An 18,389-nucleotide genomic window follows, 5' to 3' on the forward strand; every position below is an offset into this window, starting at 1 on the left:
TGCCAAACAAAGGTTGGTTATCAACCATCCGCGGTGATTCATGCTTCGTAAGCATGAGCTTAATGAATTGCCACACAAAGGTTGGTTATCAACCGTCTGCGGTGATTCATGCTTCGTAAGCATGCATGGGCCGAAGATGAATGATTTCACTATAACAAATTTAGGGAGTCTGCTCAACCGCAGCAGGCAGACGGTCGGATGACAACGTTTCGCTAACCGTGCCCAGCGCGTACCCCTGCCGCTTCGCTTCCCGGATCATCCCAGTAAGCGCATCCCTTGACGAAGCGGTTGGATGCATGAGAATAAGCGCGCCGGGCTCCAGCTTCGAGGAAATTTTCTGGATAATCCAATCCGGCGACGGCTTGCGCCAATCTACCGTATCAATCGTCCACATAACCGTCATCAAGCCCTGCTCGCTGGCAACCTGAACCGTTGTCTGATTGTAAGAGCCGGAAGGCGGAGCGAACCATTTGTTCTGCGCGCCGAGCGTCCCCTTGATTAAATCCTCGGTACGGGAAATTTGCGTATACTGGGATTGCCTATTTAGGGTTTTCATGTCGGGATGCGAATACGCATGATTCGAAATTTCATGTCCCCGTTCCTGAATCTGTTTCGCAACATCCGGGTATTTCTTCAGCCAAGAGCCATCCAAGAAAAAGGTAGCCTTAACGTTTTCTTTATCGAAGGTGTTCAATATGGCCGGGAGATATTCGTTCCCCCAAGCGACGTTAACCATGATCGCGATCATTTTTTTGTTCGGATTGCCCTTATAGATCGGCCATGGCCCCAAATCCTTCAAAGAAATTTTCGGAGGAACCTCTTTGTATACATACTGGATAGGCGTGGTATTACCGCTTGCAAGCGTTTGCTGATACGTTTTTTCGACATCGACTTCCAGCCCGTTATAGCCGGGAATCGCCTTCCACACCCGGTCAATCCGCGCATCAACGGGTTCAACATAGCGCTGCTGAGCCTCTGCTTCTATGGTTTCCCGCAGCTTCGCTTTTTCCTCATCGGAAATAGAGGGCTCTGTCCCCGTAACGACAGCTTCCTGCCCTTTAACGGCTTGAATGTAATCCATGACGCCCCCTACGTTCAGCCGGATAAAAACAAATAGTACGATAAAGGCAGCACCAAGCCCGATGATTTTTTTCCGCATACGCATCATTCCAGCTCCTACTTATCGTTATACGCCGCTTCCGCGGCGGATGCAGGCATAGCTTATCCATACGCCTGCGCTTGTCTAATAGGTATGTGGAGCTGGACGAGATTATGCTTCCCAAGCAAAACAAAAAGAGACAGATCAAATCTGGCTCTTTGCTGTCTTGCTTATGGAAGCGCAGTAGGATTACTGCGCTGGAACTTCTGGAGTCAGAACAGCTTTGCGGGACAGGTTAATTCGGCCCTGCTGATCGATTTCCGTAACTTTTACCGTAATCTGATCGCCAATCGCAACGACATCTTCCACCTTCGCCACGCGCTCGGTAGAGAGCTGCGAAATATGAACGAGTCCGTCTTTGTTCGGGAGAATTTCAACAAACGCGCCGAATTTCTCGATCCGTTTCACGGTTCCGAGGTAAACCTCGCCTACCACGACTTCTTTTACGATTCCCTCGATAATCGCTTTCGCGCGTTGGTTCATCTCTTCGTTGGAAGAAGCGATAAACACCATGCCGTCTTGCTCGATATCGATTTTCACGCCGGTTTCTTCAATAATTTTATTGATGATCTTACCACCGGAGCCGATAACGTCACGAATCTTATCAGGGTTGATACGAAGAGTAAGGATTTTAGGAGCGTATTGCGACAAGCTCGAACGCGATTGGGACATGACTGCCGTCATTTTGCCCAAAATATGCATACGTCCGATACGCGCCTGCTCAAGCGCTTGCGATAGAATCGCACGGTCGATACCGTTGATTTTGATATCCATTTGGATCGCGGTAACCCCTTGCGCCGTACCTGCAACCTTGAAGTCCATGTCGCCGAGATGGTCTTCCATGCCTTGGATATCGGACAAAATGGAGAAATGGTCGCCGTCCTTGATCAGGCCCATTGCGATACCCGCTACTGGTGCTTTAATCGGTACGCCTGCATCCATCATGGCAAGCGTGCTTGCGCAAATACTTGCTTGGGACGTCGAACCGTTCGATTCCAGAACTTCGGATACAAGACGGATTGTGTACGGGAAGTCCGCTTCAGAAGGAATAACCTTCGACAATGCGCGCTCGCCCAGTGCTCCGTGGCCAATCTCGCGGCGGCCAGGAGGACGAAGCGGGCGTGCTTCACCAACGCTGAACGGCGGGAAGTTGTAATGGTGCATGAAGCGTTTGGTCTCCTCCGGACTAATGCCGTCCAGGATTTGAACGTCGCCAAGCGCACCAAGCGTACAGATGCTTAATGCTTGTGTTTGTCCACGCGTAAACAGACCGGAACCGTGCGTACGCGGCAGCAAAGCCACATCGCATTCGATTGGGCGGATCTCGTCAAGCGCGCGGCCGTCAGGACGCACTTTGTCATGCGTAATCAAACGGCGGACTTCTTCTTTTACGATGTCGTACAGCACTTCTTTTACGTCTGCCAGAAGCTCGGGAGTTTCGGCGTATACTTCTTCGAAGTGAGCGACAGTCTCGCTGTTTGCGGCATCAATTGCGTCTTGGCGAGCATGCTTCTCCGGAATACGGATAGCTGCAACCAGTTTCTCCGAAGCGAAGGCGCGAACGGCAGCGTTCACTTCCGCGTTAACGGTATGAAGCTTGACTTCCATTTTTGGTTTGCCTGCGGCAGCTTGAAGTTCTTCAATCGTTGCGACGATTTTTCTGATTTCATCATGGCCGAACATGATCGCTTCGAGCATTACGTCCTCTGGCACTTCATTGCCTTCGGCCTCCACCATCATGATAGCGTCTTTCGTACCCGCAACGGTAACGAAGATCTCAGTCTCCGCCTCTTGCTCCACAGTCGGGTTAATGATGAATTGACCGTTGATACGACCTACGTTAACGCCGCCGATAGGACCGTTAAACGGTACATCGGAAATGCTCAGCGCTGCGGAAGTACCGATCATTGCCGCAATTTCCGGCGTGCAGTTCTGATCTACGCTCATCACGATATTCGCTACTTGAACATCGTTACGGAAGCCTTCCGGGAACAGCGGACGAATCGGCCGGTCCGTCAATCGGCTGCTCAGAATCGCTTTCTCGCTCGGTCGTCCTTCGCGTTTAATAAATCCGCCAGGGATTTTGCCAACCGCATACAAACGTTCTTCATAGTTAACCGTAAGCGGGAAGAAATCCAGATCTTTCGGTTCAGCCGAAGCCGTTACCGTACAAAGAACAACGGTATCCCCGTAGCGTACCGTTACAGCAGCATTGGCTTGCTTCGCCAAACGGCCTGTTTCCAAAACAAGCGGTCTGCCGCCTAATAACATCTCTACTCGTTGCAAACGTATTCCCTCCTAAAAAAGAAATTTGAAGCCATACTTGCTCGTAAGCAAGCATGTGCTTAAAGTCATTATGTAACCATTGGTTTTCATTACATTCGTGAACAGGGCTGGTATATCCTGCTGAATGTTGCGATATTACAAAAAGCAACCCGATTCTGCCGGCTCCGGTAGCCCGGACGGCAAGACAACCAGGTTGCTTTTCATGAAACTTGTTCTAGCGGCGAAGGCCGAGTTTTTCGATCAATGCGCTATAACGTTTAACATCTTTGTTTTTCAGGTATGCCAACAGCTTACGGCGTTGACCTACCATCTTGAGCAGACCACGGCGGGAATGATGATCTTTCTTGTGCTCCCGCAAATGTTGCGTCAAGTTCACGATGTTTTCCGTCAGGATAGCCACTTGAACTTCCGGGGAACCCGTATCGCTCGCGTGTGTTTTGTGAGTGTCGATCAGTTGTTGCTTACGCTCTTGTGTAATTGCCATCCTCGTTCACCTCCTGTTTCAGTTAATCGCCGTTAGCCTCGAAACCGCCGGTGAGAGCTGATTTCCAAGCTAAGGTTCAAGTGCGGCACGATTTACGGACAAGCCGTTCTCGCCCACAACGTTTTTTAGTATAGCACAATGAAGATAGCAAGTAAATGCCGCGCTTAGGACAAGCCAAAGAATTGCTTGGTTTGCTTCGCGTCTTCCCCAATCTGCTCAATTAATTCATGTACCGAACCAAAACGTTTCTCCGCCCGGATAAAGGAGTGGAATTCAAGCTCAATTGGCTCTCCGTATATATCTTGATGGAAATCGAACAGATGCGCCTCCAACACGGGACGAATCTCCTCTTTGTTAAACGTAGGCTTCATTCCGTGATTGAGCACGCCGTAATAAGTCTTGCCCGCCACCTTCGCCTTAATGGCAAATACGCCGAGACAAGGAGTTACGTAAGGCTTGGACAACCCTACGTTGGCCGTCGGGAAACCGATCGTTCTTCCGCGCGCATCTCCGTGTACAACAATGCCCTCCACTTCATAAGGACGGCCGAGCAGTGTTGTTGCCAGGGCGATGTCACCTTTCTCGAGTGCGGCCCGGATGTACGTGCTGCTTACCTTTTCGCCGTTCTCGTAAAGAGGCTCGACGATATCGACGGTAATATCGGGATTGCCCAACGTTCTCATCATTTCCGGATTGCCCATGCCTTTGGCTCCAAAAGTAAAATCAAATCCAACCACAACATGCCCGGCCCGCAAAGGACGCAGCACTTCGTCTACGAACTGCTGCGGACTGATTGCGGCAAAGGTCAGGTCAAAGTTCACCACCAGCATGATATCCACGCCAAGCTCGGCAAACAAAGCCTGCTTCTCTTCCGGCGGCGTTAAGCAGTTGAAATATTGATCGCCTTGTCCAAGAACCTCTTTCGGATGCGGCAGGAAGGTCATCACGGCAGACAATGCGCCCGTGTCCTTCGCGATTTGCACCGCTTGGTTAATCACGTTCTGATGGCCGCGGTGAACCCCGTCAAAATGTCCGATTGCCACAGCGAGCTTCTTGTTCTGAAGCAAAGCCGGGCATTCGGATAAAGGATAAGTAAGGGATATAATTTCCATGCTGATACACCTGCAATTCCTCTATATAATCCCGGTTAGGAAAATACTTTCACCGGCTTAAGCGCCAATGCTTGATCATCGGCCTCAAAAATTCCGATAAAAGCATCATTCTCTCCATATAGGCGTACGAGACTGCTGGAATCGAAGGAAGCGGCCATCCGATTGTACGGTATTTTCTGCCCTCGAAGCGCCATCTCGGTAACCGACGCATTTGCTTGAACCCGCTGAAGATGATCAATGGCGATATCAGAAGGAAGCAGCTTCTCCTCCAGCCTGCCCGCAGCCTGCAGCTCCTCCAGCTCTTCAAGCGTAACGCATTGCTCTCGCGTAATACCCCCGGACATCGTCCGGGTGAGCTCTGCCATTGCAGCCGGAACGCCAAGGGCACGGCCGATATCCACGCATAACGTGCGAATATACGTACCCTTGGAGCAAATGACGGAAAACGCGAAACGGGGTTTATCCGCATCAAGATCCGCATTCAGAAGATCAATCCGATGAATGGTCACTTTGCGTGATTTCCGTTCAACGGTCTTGCCTTCCCTTGCCAGCTCATAAAGCCGCTTGCCATCTACCTTCACGGCGGAAAACATCGGCGGAACCTGATCAATCTCGCCAACAAAGCTCTGCAGCACCCGCTGAACTTGCTCTCTCGTAACCTTGATTCCAGTCTGCTCTTCAAGGACTGTCCCCGTCAAGTCTTCCGTATCCGTAGCTGTGCCGAGCTGAATGACCGCTTCGTAGGCTTTTGGCCTCTCCTGTAAATATTCAACCACTCTTGTTGATCTTCCCAGGCACAGCGGCAAAACGCCGGTAACCATGGGATCTAGAGTTCCCGCATGCCCGATACGCTTCATACGAACGATTCGCCGTACTTTCGCCACTACATCATGTGACGTCCAACCGGCAGGCTTCCATACGGCAATAATTCCGTCCATCTATTCATTCAACGCCTTTCTAACGGCTTCAACAAGCTCCTGCATGGCTTCGGTAAGCGTCCCTTGCATCCGGCATCCGGCCGCACGGACATGCCCGCCGCCGCCCATCGCTTGAGCAATAGCCGCAACATCCGCTTTTCCCGCGGAACGCAGACTTGCCTTCACTCCGCCATCTTCCGTTTCTTTGAAAAGAATTCCGACTTCCACGCCGTCAATATTGAGTGCGTAATTAACGATCCCTTCCAAATCATCCGGCACAGCGCCGATCTCTTTCATATCATCCTTGCCCACGTACAGCCAGCCGATCTGCTGATCCTCCGTAAAGGTCAGCCTCGCCAAGCAGCGCTGAAGAAGCTTCAGCTTGGCCATCGTCATCTTCTCGAGCAAATGATCAGCGAGCTGGTGTCCCGGCGCGCCGAGTGAGAGCATGCGGGAAGCCACATCCATCACTTTGGGACTAGTATTGGAATAGCGGAAACCGCCGGTATCCGTTAGCAGTCCCGTGTAGATGGCCGTTGCGCATTCCACATCGATGTTAAAACCGGACCATTCGATCAGATCATACAGGATCTCAACCGTAGCCGCCGCATTGGGACGAATGACATTAACCGCCCCAAACCCGTCATTGGTAGGGTGATGGTCGATATTAAGTATTTTTGCGTCCTGCGCAAACAAGGCTGAAACCTCGCCAATACGCCGAAAATCGGCGCAATCGACCGCAATGACATGCGTGTACGTTTGCCCCGGCTTCTCCTTGCGGTAATTGACGATTTGATCAAAGCCTCTTAAGTAATTAAGCCGTGAAGGAGATTCTCCTTCATTGATCAGCCTTTTTGTTTTCCCCAATTGATCAAGCATCCAGCCTATAACCGATGTAGAGCTGATCGCATCACCATCGGGCTGCACGTGGGAGACGACTAAGAAGTCGTCTCCTTCCCGCATAAATGCAAGTGCAGTTTCAAGCTGCTGCCCGTAGTCCGCGCCGGCCGTCATTGGCCTTTATTCCCGCGGTTGATTTCTTCGAGCAGCCCCTCGATGCGGCTGCCATACTCGATGCTGCTGTCGAATTTGAACAGAAGTTCCGGTGTATGACGTAGACGCATCCGCTTGCCAAGCTCCGAACGGAGATATCCGTTTGCTTTGCCAAGCGCTTTAAGGGTTTCTTCTTTCTGTTCTTCGCTGCCGAGCACGCTGAGGTAGACACGCGCCTGGGAAAGATCGCTTGTCGCCTCAACACCCGTTACCGTAATAAATCCGATACGAGGGTCCTTCAACTCGGTCTGGATAATTTGGCTCAGCTCTTTTTTAATCTGTTCGCCGACCCGTCCTACACGAATTTTAGCCATGCGTTAATCACCTCTCTACGGACTCCATTACGAAGGCTTCAATAATATCCCCTTCTTTGAAGTCGCTAAACCGCTCGATCGTAATACCGCACTCGTAGCCTTGAGCGACTTCTTTAACATCATCCTTGAAGCGTTTAACGGTATCCAGTTTACCTTCGAATACAACGATACCGCCGCGGATGACGCGAACTTCGGAGTTACGCGTAATTTTGCCGCTGATAACCATGCATCCTGCGATAGCGCCAACTTTGCTGAGCTTGAAGATGTTGCGTACTTCAGCTTGGCCTTGAACAACCTCTTTGAAGATTGGATCCAGCATGCCCTTCATAGCTTGCTCGATCTCTTCGATTACGTTGTAAATGACGCGATGCAGACGCACATCCACTTTCTCCTGTTGCGCGGCAAGATCAGCCTGAGGCTCAGGGCGAACGTTAAAGCCGATTACGATAGCGTTGGATGCCGCTGCCAAGTTAATATCGGACTCCGTGATCGCGCCTACGCCGCTGTGAATGATCTTGATGCGAACGCCTTCGATTTCAATTTTCGCCAGAGAGCCTTTCAGCGCCTCTGTCGAGCCTTGAACGTCAGACTTGATAATGATATTGAGCTCTTTGATCTCGCCTTCTTGAATATGCTTGAACAGATCGTCAAGCGTAACGCGGGAATTCGCGCCAAGCTCCGACTGACGTTGCTTGATCGAGCGACGGTCCGCAATGGCTCTTGCTTTGCGTTCGTCTTCGAATACCATGAACGGATCGCCGGCTAGAGGAACTTCTGTCAGACCGGTAATCTCAACCGGAGTAGAAGGTCCCGCTTCTTTGATACGGCGGCCTTTATCGTTCACCATTGCGCGGACGCGACCGAAGCAGTTGCCGGCAACGAAAGCATCGCCGATCTTAAGCGAGCCGTGCTGCACGAGAACGCGAGCTACCGGACCTTTACCTTTGTCAAGCTCGGCTTCGATAACCGTACCGCGTGCGCGTTTGTCCGCATTCGCTTTGTAATCATTAACTTCAGCTACGAGCAGAATCATCTCGAGCAGCTCTTCCAGTCCGAGACGTTGCTTAGCCGATACGTTCACGAAGATGGTATCGCCGCCCCACTCTTCCGGAACAAGCTCGTATTCGGTAAGCGCCTGCTTGATTTTGTCAGGATCTGCGTCCGGTTTATCGATTTTGTTAACCGCAACGATAATAGGTACGCCAGCGGCCTTTGCATGGTTGACCGCTTCAACGGTTTGAGGCATAACGCCGTCATCGGCTGCAACTACGATAATCGTAATATCCGTTACTTGAGCACCGCGAGCACGCATAAGCGTAAACGCTTCGTGACCCGGCGTATCGAGGAACGTAATTTTCTTATGATTGATCTCAACCTGATAAGCACCGATATGCTGCGTGATGCCGCCAGCTTCGCCGCCGGTTACGTTCGTATGGCGAATAGCATCAAGCAGAGTTGTTTTACCGTGGTCAACGTGACCCATGATCGTAACAACCGGTGGACGAGTAGTCAGATCCGCTTCGTCATCCACTTCTTCCACGGTTTCGAAGGTATCTTCTTCAACCGGAATTTTCACTTCAACCTCTACGCCAAATTCCTGTGCGATCAAAAGAATCGTATCCATATCCAGCTCTTGGTTAATGGTCGCCATTACGCCAAGAGAAATCAGTTTCTTGATGACCTCGGAAGCATCCTTATGCAGAAGCTTTGCCAGATCGCCTACTGTCATTGTACCGCGAACAATGATTTTCTTAGGCGTATTGTCGATTTTCTCCCGTGGAGGCTGTTGGGAATGGTTACGGTTATTTCTGCCGCCTTTGCCGCGGTTGTTAGAGTTTGTTCTGAAGTTCGGCTTGCCGTCGTCAAAACGCTTCTGGCTGCCGCTGTTATTTACTCTGCTCTTGTTTACTGCGTTGTTGCCTTTGCGGTTGTTTGTTTCGCCTGCGGCAGTACCACGCGAAGTTGGTGCCGGACGGGCCGCATCAAACGAACGGTTTTGGCCGCCGCCTTGACCTGGCGGACGATTGCCGCCCGGCGCGCCGCCTTGGCCCTGCGGACGGTTGCCGCCTGGTGCGCCGCCTTGACCCTGCGGACGGTTAAATCCGCCGCCTTGACCCTGTGGACGATTGCCGCCTTGACCGCCTTGACCCGGCGGACGATTGTATCCGCCGCCGCCCTGCGGGCGATTACCGCCTTGGCCGCCTTGACCTTGCGGACGGTTGTATCCGCCGCCCTGCGGGCGATTGCCGCCTTGGCCGCCTTGACCTTGCGGACGGTTGCCTTGGTAGGAACCTTGACGGTTACCGCTGTGCTGCGGTCTGTTATTATTGCTGGAGCTGCTGCCGCCGGCAGTAGGGTTGGCTTGGCTTGAAGCCGTGTTGCTTGTATTTTCTTGCTGACTTTGCGGACGTTGTTCTTGTTGCGATTGGTTGGTTTCGGATGTCGTTTTAATAGAATTCATAGGCCCCTGTCTGTCCTGAGATAGATTTTTTTGTACCGTTTGATTAGGTTGCGGCTTGCTTGCAGTCTGCGCCTGTGGCTGAGGTGCCGCCGATACGGTAGCACTGCCGGATTCCTGGGCACGCTTTGCGGCCGCATTTTGCTTAATATCGCGGAAGAAGCCTTCCACTTTTTGAACCATTTCGTTTTCCATGACACTCATATGATTATTAACGGGCAGATTAAGCCGTTTAAGAATCGTTATAATTTCTTTACTGCTCATGTTTAGCGATTTCGCGTATTCGTATACGCGGGTTTTATCTTTATTGTCCTTGCTGTTGTCCTGTTGTTTGCTCAATATTATCCACCTCCGAATTTTGACTCAGATGACCTGCAATCATTTTTCCGAACTTTGCGTCAGTTACCGCCAGTACGACTCGTTCCGGCTTTCCAATGGCCTTTCCAAGCTGATCGCGGTCAAATGCTTCGGCGAGCTGTACCCCGTAGGTGTTGCATTTGTCGCGAAACTTCTTCTTCGTGTTTGGAGAAGCATCACCCGCTATAATAACGAGCTGCGCTTCACCCTTACGAACCGCCTTGAGCACAATTTCATCTCCGGTAATAAGCTTTCCGGCTCTCATGGCCATTCCGAGCGAAGACAAGCCTTTATTCATCTTCATCGCTTTCCCGCTCCTTGCCTGCCAGAAACTCGTCTTCTACCGCTATGAAATCCTGTTCAAGCTGGTCGTAAATCGATGCGTCGACTGCCTGCTTTAATGCCCGGTCAAGCGCCTTGGACTTCTTAGCCAGCTTAAAGCAGCTGACCTGTCCACATAAATAGGCGCCGCGACCGGCTTTTTTCCCCGTCAGGTCTATAAGCACTTCTTCGTTTGGTGTCCGAACAACCCGGATGAGTTCTCTCTTTGGCTTCATTTCTTGGCATGCCACGCACTTGCGAAGCGGCACTTTTCTCGGTCTCACCGCACACCCCTCCTTTGCCCGTTAATGGACCCAAGATGCGAGCCTGTTATTAATCGATAGAAACGGAATCCTGGTGCATGGTGCCGGTCGACGTTTTCGGACGGCCGTACTCCTGCTCCGCTTGGGTTTCGCTCTTGATATCGATTTTCCAGCCAGTCAGCTTCGCGGCAAGGCGCGCGTTCTGACCTTTAATGCCGATTGCAAGAGACAGCTGGTAATCAGGTACGATTACGCGGGCCATTTTCTCCTGTTCGAATACGATAACCTCCAGCACCTTCGACGGGCTGAGCGCATTCGCGACGTATTCCTCTACGCTCTCCGACCAGCGAACGATATCGATCTTCTCGCCGGTAAGCTCGTTAACGATGGTTTGTACGCGCATGCCTTTCGGACCTACGCAGGATCCAACCGGATCAACCTCTTCGTTGCGCGAATAAACGGCGATCTTCGAACGGTAGCCGGCTTCGCGGGCAACGGAACGAATCTCGACGACGCCGTCGTAAATTTCCGGAACCTCAAGCTCGAAGAGACGCTTAAGAAGCCCTGGGTGAGTACGGGACAAAATAATTTGCGGCCCTTTAGTCGTGTTCTCTACTTTAGTAATATACGATTTCACGCGGTCGCCGTGCTTAAATTTGTCCGTAGGCATCAGCTCGGTAAGCGGAAGAACCGCTTCAACCTTGCCAAGGTCGACAAACAGGTTGCGCGTATCCTGGCGCTGCACGATACCGTTAACGATATCCTCTTCCTTGTCGATAAACGCGTTGTAGATCAGACCGCGTTCCGCTTCGCGTATACGCTGCGTAACGACCTGTTTAGCGGTCTGGGCGGCAATACGGCCAAAGTCGCGGGGCGTAACCTCGATATCCGCGATATCGTCCAGCGCGTAGTGCGGGTTAATCTCCCGCGCGGCGTCAACGGTAATTTCAAGACGCGGATCGAGCACTTCGTCTACTACCGTCTTGCGCGCGTATACTTTAATAACGCCGCTGTGGCGGTTAATGTCCACGCGTACATTCTGCGCCGTATTGAAGTTGCGCTTGTAACTCGATATCAAAGCCGCTTCAATCGCTTCTAACAGCACTTCCTTTGCAATCCCTTTATCCCTCTCGATTTCCGACAATGCTTCAATAAAATCCATGCTCATTGGAATGGGGTTCCCCCTTTCAAAAATAAACCGCTATTTAGAACACAATCGCAAGACGAGCGCTCGCGACCTTGGCGTACGGAATGACATGCTCTTTTTTGCCGATTTTTACGGTAGCCTGTTCACCGTCAAAAGCGGTAAGCTGTCCTTCAAATTCCTTCGAACCGTCAAGCGGCTCGTAAGTCGTTATGTAGACATGCTTGCCTACGGCCTTGCGAACATCTTCCGGTTTCTTAAGCGGACGCTCCGCCCCCGGGGATGATACTTCCAGGAAGTAAGCATCGGATACCGGATCGTTTTTATCCAATTCCTCGCTCAAAAATTCGCTGATTCTGCCGCATTCGTCAATATCGATGCCGCCTTCCTTGTCTACGAACACCCGAAGGAAGAAGTTGCTGCCTTCCTTGACGTACTCAATATCAACAAGTTCAAATCCATTGCTGTTGAGGAAAGGAGTAACCATAGCCTCAACGACGGTTTTGATTTTGGATGTGCTCAATCGGTGTAACCTCCTGTTTCTTCATACGCCTGCCAGCGGCCCATTCATATGCGAAAAAAGCCGTTTACAAAACGTAAAGAGTGGGTTTCCCCACTCTCTGCTTCAAGTCTCTATCCACATCATTGCCACAAAAATTATATCATAACCGCATAGGGGTGACAAGAAATGTTTTCTAACACGCAACGTCTAGAACAAGGACAGCTGGTTGGATTCCGGCAATCCGCGGAAGCATCCCATGCCCGTCAATACCTCGATAACGGTCTTACTCGCCTTGGATCTCTGCTGGAAATCTTCAATGGACAGGAACTCTCCCGCATCCTTGGCAGCCGCTATATTGCGCGCGGCATTTTCCCCGATACCGGCAATGGCCGAAAACGGAGGAATAAGCGTTTCGCCGTCAACGATAAATTTCGTTGCATCCGAACGATACAGATCGATCGGTTTGAAGGAGAAGCCGCGGGCTGTCATCTCTAGTGCCATTTCCAGCAAGGAAATGCTGTTCTTTTCTTTGGTCGTGGCGTTAAAGCCCTTGTCCTCGATCTCGATAATCTTCTTCTGAATGGCATCGTAGCCTTGACAGAGCAGCTCGAGATCAAAGTCTTCCGCGCGAACCGAGAAATACGTTGCATAGTATTGAATCGGATAATACAGCTTGAAGTAGGCGGTCCGCACCGCGGAAATAACGTAAGCGGCGGCATGGGCCTTCGGGAACATGTATTCAATCCGAAGACAGGAATCAATGTACCAGGCCGGCACCTTGCAGCGCTTCATCTCTTCGATCCATTCCGGAGTAAGGCCTCTGCCTTTACGCACGCTTTCCGTGATTTTGAAGGCGAGTCCGGCATCCATGCCCGCTTTATAGATCAGATACAGCATGATATCGTCACGACAGCCGATAACGGTCTTGATGTTGCAAGTGCCCTTCTTGATCAGCTCCTGAGCATTGCCAAGCCATACCCCGGTACCATGCGACAATCCCGAAATCTGAAGCAAGTCGGCAAACGACGATGGCTGCGTCTCCTGAAGCATCTGCCGAACGAACTTCGTGCCCATCTCCGGAACGCCGTATGTCGCTACCGGTGTCCGGATCTGCTCAGGGGTCACGCCTAACGCTTTCGTCGAATTGAACATGCTCATTACTTTAGGGTCGTTCATCGGAATAGTCGTCGGATCGACACCCGTCAAATCCTGCAGCATCCGCATCATGGTCGGATCATCGTGCCCCAAAATATCAAGCTTCAGCAAGTTGGCTTCAAAGGCGTGATAATCGAAATGCGTCGTCTTCCACTCCGCGTTCACGTCATCCGCCGGGTATTGCACCGGAGTAATGTCTTCGACTTCCATGTAGTTCGGAACAACAACGATACCGCCCGGATGCTGGCCCGTACTCCGCTTCACGCCGGTTACACCGGAAGCAAGGCGCGACAATTCCGCGCTGCGCCATGTTTTGCCATGATCCTCGGCATACTTGCGCGCAAATCCATAACCGGTTTTTTCGGCTACCGTACCGATTGTGCCGGCACGGAAAACGCATTTGTCGCCGAACATGATTTTGGTAAAGTTATGCGCCGTAGGCTGGTATTCACCGGAGAAATTAAGATCGATATCGGGAACTTTATCGCCCTTGAAACCAAGGAAGGTCTCAAACGGGATATCCTGTCCTTCTCCTTTCATCGGCAGATTGCATTTCGGACAATTTTTGTCCGGCAAGTCGAATCCACTCGGGACGCTGCCGTCAAGGAACCATTCGCTATGCCGGCATTCCGGATTTTTGCACAAATAATGCGCTGGCAGCGGATTAACCTCTGATATGCCCAAGAATGTCGCAACCACGGAAGAGCCTACCGATCCCCGCGAACCTACGAGGTATCCGTCGGCATTGGACTTCTTAACGAGCTTTTCCGAAATCAAGTAGTTCGCGGAGAAGCCGAATTTGATAATCGGCACAAGTTCCTTCTCAAGCCGGTCGATAACGACTTGAGGAAGCTCATCCCCGTACATAGATTTCGCCGTGTTATAGCATGTGCTCCGAATTTCTTCTTCCGCCCCTTCGATAATCGGGGTAAACAGCTTGTCCGGGAACATCTCGAACGGCTCGAAACGGTCGGCAAGCTCGTTTGTGTTCTTGACAACGACCTCGTATGCCCGCGCTTCACCGAGGAAGGCGAACTCACGAAGCATCTCGTCGGTCGTCCGCAAATGGGCATCCGGCTTCCGGATGTCCTTCAGGGGGCTGAATCCGGTAATGCCGTGAATCGCGATATCGCGATACAGCTTGTCCCGAGGATTCAAATAATGGACGTTCCCCGTTGCGATAACAGGCTTGCCAAGCTCATCGCCGATTTCGCAAATACGGCGCATGGCCTGCTCGATTTCAGCGCGGCTGCCTACAAGTCCTTTATCTACAAGATGCATGTAAAAGTCCACCGGCTGGATTTCGAGCACATCGTAGAACCGGGCAACTTCAAGAGCTTCTTCATAAGATTTATTTAGCACCGTCTCGAAGAATTCACCCTTCTCGCAGCCGGAAATGACAAGAATGCCTTCTCGCATGTCGACAAGCTTGCTCTTCGGAATACAAGCAACGCGTTTGAAATGCTCGGTATGGGAAATCGAAACCATCTTGAACAGATTTTTTTTGCCGACTGCGTTTAACGCGTAAATGTTGCAATGGAACGGCCGGGAATTGGAAATGTCCAGACCGACATAATCGTTTAATTGATGAAGTCCCGTAATATTGCGTTCAGCCGCGTCATTGATAAGGCCGTACATTACACCGCCGAGAGCAACGGAGTCGTCCACGGCACGGTGATGATTCTCAAGAGAAACTTTGTATTTTGCGGATAACGTATTAAGACGATGATTCTTAAGCGTCGGGTGAAGAAATCTTGCGAGCTCCAGCGTATCGAGCACGGGATTCGTTAATTCCGGCAGGCCGATAGACTTGAGATTGGCTTGAATAAACCCGATATCAAACCTTGCGTTATGGGCGACCAGAATGCAATCCCCTATAAACTCGACAAATTCGCGAAGCTTCGGCTCAAGCTCCGGCGCGTCCTTAACCATATCGTCATTGATGTTGGTCAACTGCTGAATATGGTAAGGGATTTTCTCATGAGGGTTGATAAAGGTGGAAAAACGGTCAATCTCCTTGCCGTTCTGCATTTTTACGCCAGCAAGCTCGATAATTTTATTATTTATGATGGATAGGCCTGTGGTCTCAATATCAAATACGACATAAACGGCAGAAGCAAGCTGTTCTTCTCTTGAATTCAATACCATCGGCACCGCGTCATTCACAACATTGGCTTCAAGCCCGAATAGTACTTGGATATTATTCTTTTTTGCCGCCTTGAACGCTTCCGGATAACAATGAATATTGCTGTGGTCCGTGATCGCAATCGCCTTGTGTCCCCACTTGGCCGCCATCTTCACATACTCGCCAATCGGCGTCACCGCGTCCATCGCGCTCATGGTGGAATGAAGATGGAATTCAACGCGCTTCTCCTCCGCATTGTCTTTACGGTCCGGCGGCGAAGAGATCTCTTGGAGATCATTAGGGATCATAACAAGCTCAGGCTCTTGCATGAATCGGTCGTAATCGACCTTGCCGCGGGCCTTTACCCATTTGCCATTAGACAGCAGGCTTAAGATTTTCACGTCTTCCTTCGTCTTGGCGAACATCTTCATCGCCATGGAATCGGTGAAGTCCGTTACGTTAAAGGTGAATAAGGTCATTCCGTTGCGGAGCTCCTTCACCTCGAGGCCGAATACTGCCCCCTGAACCGTAACCTTCTTCTCCTCTTCCCGGATATTCATAAGCGGGGTAGGTTCATCCCTGATATCATAGCCCATTGCCAATTTGACAAGCTCTTCGTCGCCTTCTGCCTCATTAGATTCGGCAACGCTCTCCATGATTTGAATGACGGCTTCCCTCTCCGCTTGGTCCCGCTTCTGCTGGAACTCTTCATAGGCATCCTGTCTGACCTGCTCGCCAACCTCCAGCTTAACCCGGTAATTCCGGCTGAAGGTCCGTTCGTAAAAGCTGCTGATCGCTTCGTCGATTCGCTTCTTCTTCGCAAGCTCCAGCCCCATGCCATCCAGCAGCGATACGACAATCATCTCGTCCGTCGGCTCCATGCCGGCTTTGCTAAGCCAGCCGTTAACCGATGCATTCTCCTGCTGGACCCATTCGAGGAACAAAGGCCAGTATTCTCGGGCAATGTCTGCCGATGAAACGGCATCGTCATATAGAAGTTTAAAGGAAGTTTCGGCAATATGAGCGAACTTCATATTCACGGCTTGAGTTAAAGCCATAAATGCCTTATAAGGAACTAAAGACGTTTTGCGAATGCAAAACGTCCATTTTCTGTTGCTTTTCCCTACAACGACTTGTTCGATATAACCGTCCTTGTAATAGGAATTTATAATTTCGAGCGGCAGCCCCGCTTGCTGCATAAGCAGCTCAAAGCGCTGCCGGTTGTCTCCGGTTTGGCTCATGGCAATCAATCACTCCTGTACGATCCAATCCGATCGATGCTTTTAGTAGGCACGTGCAAATACGACCGTGTGCTCCGCATGATCACCGCATACGAGACATTTGCTTTTCTTCTTCTCCGGTTCGAATGGGATGTTGCGGCTTGTAGCGCCAGTCTCTTCCTTCACTTGCTTCTCGCAAGCAGCGGAACCGCACCAGCCGGCCAGTACAAATCCACGTTTCTCTTCCATCGAAGCTTTCATCTCGTCAAGCGTCTCTACGTCGTAGAAATTATCTTCGCGGAATTTTTTCGCTTTCTCATACATATCGCGTTGAATATCGGCAAGCATCGTTTCCACTTCCGCAATCAGGTTATCCTGGCGAACGATTCGTTTCTCGCCGCTAATGCGCGATACGAGAACAACTTGTCCGTTTTCCATATCGCGTGGACCAAGCTCGAGACGAAGCGGAACGCCGCGCATCTCGTACTCGTTGAACTTCCACCCCGGACTTACGTCGGAACGGTCGTCAACTTTAACTCGGACGCCGGCTTTTTTCAATTCCGCATAAAGCTCGTCTACCCGTCCAACCACTTGATCGCGGGTTTTAGCCGGACCAATCGGAATCATAATCACTTGCGTCGGCGCAACCTTAGGAGGCAATGCCAATCCGCGGTCATCGCCATGAACCATAATCATAGCACCAATCAGCCGCGTGCTCACGCCCCAAGATGTGGTATGCGCGAACTGAAGGGTATTCTCGCGGTCCAAATATTTAATGTCGAACGCAACGGCAAATTTAGTGCCCAAATAATGGGACGTACCGGCTTGCACCGCCTTGCCGTCTTTCATCATCGCTTCGATGGAATACGTGTTAACCGCGCCGGCAAAACGCTCGGATGGCGTCTTTTCCCCTTCGATAACCGGAATAGCCAGGAACTCTTCCACGAATTCGCGGTATACCGTCAGCATTCTCATCGTTTCTTCGCGGGCTTCATCTTCGGTCTCGTGAGCCGTATGGCCTTCCTGCCACAGGAATTCGCTTGTGCGAAGGAACGGCAGCGTACGCTTCTCCCAGCGGACAACGTTCGCCCATTGGTTAATAAGGAGCGGCAGATCGCGATAAGATTGAATCCATTTGGCATACATATGGCCGAACATCGTTTCCGAAGTCGGGCGAATCGCCAGACGCTCTTCCAGCTTCTCGCCTGCCGCTTCGGTTACCCAAGGCAGCTCGGGATTAAAGCCTTCGACGTGCTCCTTCTCCTTCTGGAAAAAACTCTCCGGGATAAAGAGCGGGAAGTAGGCATTGCGGTGGCCGGTTTCCTTGAAACGGCGGTCCAGGTCGCGCTGAATATTTTCCCACAGCTCATAGCCTTCCGGACGGAACACGATACAGCCGCGTACCGGCGAATAATCCATGAGCTCCGCTTTCTTAATGACATCGATATACCATCTGGAAAAATCTTCGCCTTGTGGCGTAATTTCGGTAACAAACTGTTTATCCTTGGACATAACCGAC

General features: G+C 51.1%; 14 protein-coding genes. All 14 read right to left on the reverse strand.

Features of this window, described 5'->3' with window-relative positions:
- Nucleotides 1-160: 160 nt before the first annotated feature.
- Complete coding sequence (locus EV294_RS07800; protein ID WP_132305569.1) at nt 161-1,168, reverse strand: polysaccharide deacetylase family protein; 1,008 nt, start codon at nt 1,166-1,168, stop codon at nt 161-163.
- A gap of 180 nt (nt 1,169-1,348) precedes the next feature.
- On the reverse strand, nt 1,349-3,430 hold the full coding sequence (pnp, locus tag EV294_RS07805) for a polyribonucleotide nucleotidyltransferase (RefSeq protein WP_132307139.1): 2,082 nt from the start codon (nt 3,428-3,430) through the stop codon (nt 1,349-1,351).
- Between the two features lie 229 nt (nt 3,431-3,659).
- Complete coding sequence (rpsO, locus tag EV294_RS07810; protein WP_132305571.1) at nt 3,660-3,929, reverse strand: 30S ribosomal protein S15; 270 nt, start codon at nt 3,927-3,929, stop codon at nt 3,660-3,662.
- Between the two features lie 164 nt (nt 3,930-4,093).
- Nucleotides 4,094-5,041, reverse strand: coding sequence for a bifunctional riboflavin kinase/FAD synthetase (locus EV294_RS07815; protein WP_132305573.1), 948 nt, complete (start codon nt 5,039-5,041; stop codon nt 4,094-4,096).
- A 35-nt stretch (nt 5,042-5,076) separates the two neighbouring features.
- Nucleotides 5,077-5,979 carry a tRNA pseudouridine(55) synthase TruB gene (truB, locus tag EV294_RS07820; protein ID WP_132305574.1) on the reverse strand — a complete coding sequence of 301 codons (903 nt, stop codon included), beginning with the start codon at nt 5,977-5,979 and terminating at the stop codon, nt 5,077-5,079.
- Complete coding sequence (locus EV294_RS07825) at nt 5,980-6,972, reverse strand: DHH family phosphoesterase (protein ID WP_132305576.1); 993 nt, start codon at nt 6,970-6,972, stop codon at nt 5,980-5,982. It abuts the gene before it with no gap.
- A complete protein-coding gene (gene rbfA / locus EV294_RS07830) occupies nt 6,969-7,325 on the reverse strand; it encodes a 30S ribosome-binding factor RbfA (RefSeq protein WP_015844983.1) in 357 nt (118 codons plus the stop codon). Before rbfA ends, EV294_RS07825 begins: the two co-directional genes overlap by 4 nt.
- 7 nt (nt 7,326-7,332) lie before the next feature.
- A complete protein-coding gene (infB, locus tag EV294_RS07835; RefSeq protein WP_132305578.1) occupies nt 7,333-10,122 on the reverse strand; it encodes a translation initiation factor IF-2 in 2,790 nt (929 codons plus the stop codon).
- Nucleotides 10,088-10,438 (reverse strand): L7Ae/L30e/S12e/Gadd45 family ribosomal protein, encoded by a 351-nt coding sequence (locus EV294_RS07840; RefSeq protein ID WP_091183487.1) that lies wholly within the window; start codon nt 10,436-10,438, stop codon nt 10,088-10,090. The genes infB and EV294_RS07840 overlap by 35 nt, the downstream gene beginning before the upstream one ends.
- The gene (rnpM, locus tag EV294_RS07845) at nt 10,431-10,745 is read right to left on the reverse strand and encodes an RNase P modulator RnpM (RefSeq protein ID WP_091181683.1); all 315 of its coding nucleotides are present in this window, start codon (nt 10,743-10,745) and stop codon (nt 10,431-10,433) included. Before rnpM ends, EV294_RS07840 begins: the two co-directional genes overlap by 8 nt.
- 49 nt (nt 10,746-10,794) lie before the next feature.
- Entirely contained in the window at nt 10,795-11,892 is a 1,098-nt protein-coding gene (nusA, locus tag EV294_RS07850; RefSeq protein ID WP_132305580.1) for a transcription termination factor NusA, read from the reverse strand.
- A gap of 37 nt (nt 11,893-11,929) precedes the next feature.
- Complete coding sequence (gene rimP, locus EV294_RS07855) at nt 11,930-12,391, reverse strand: ribosome maturation factor RimP (RefSeq protein ID WP_132305582.1); 462 nt, start codon at nt 12,389-12,391, stop codon at nt 11,930-11,932.
- A gap of 186 nt (nt 12,392-12,577) precedes the next feature.
- A complete protein-coding gene (locus EV294_RS07860) occupies nt 12,578-16,891 on the reverse strand; it encodes a PolC-type DNA polymerase III (RefSeq protein WP_132305584.1) in 4,314 nt (1,437 codons plus the stop codon).
- Between the two features lie 42 nt (nt 16,892-16,933).
- Nucleotides 16,934-18,382 carry a proline--tRNA ligase gene (gene proS / locus EV294_RS07865; RefSeq protein ID WP_132305586.1) on the reverse strand — a complete coding sequence of 483 codons (1,449 nt, stop codon included), beginning with the start codon at nt 18,380-18,382 and terminating at the stop codon, nt 16,934-16,936.
- Nucleotides 18,383-18,389: the final 7 nt, after the last annotated feature.

Source organism: Paenibacillus sp. BK033 (genome assembly GCF_004345425.1).
GTDB lineage: Bacteria > Bacillota > Bacilli > Paenibacillales > Paenibacillaceae > Pristimantibacillus.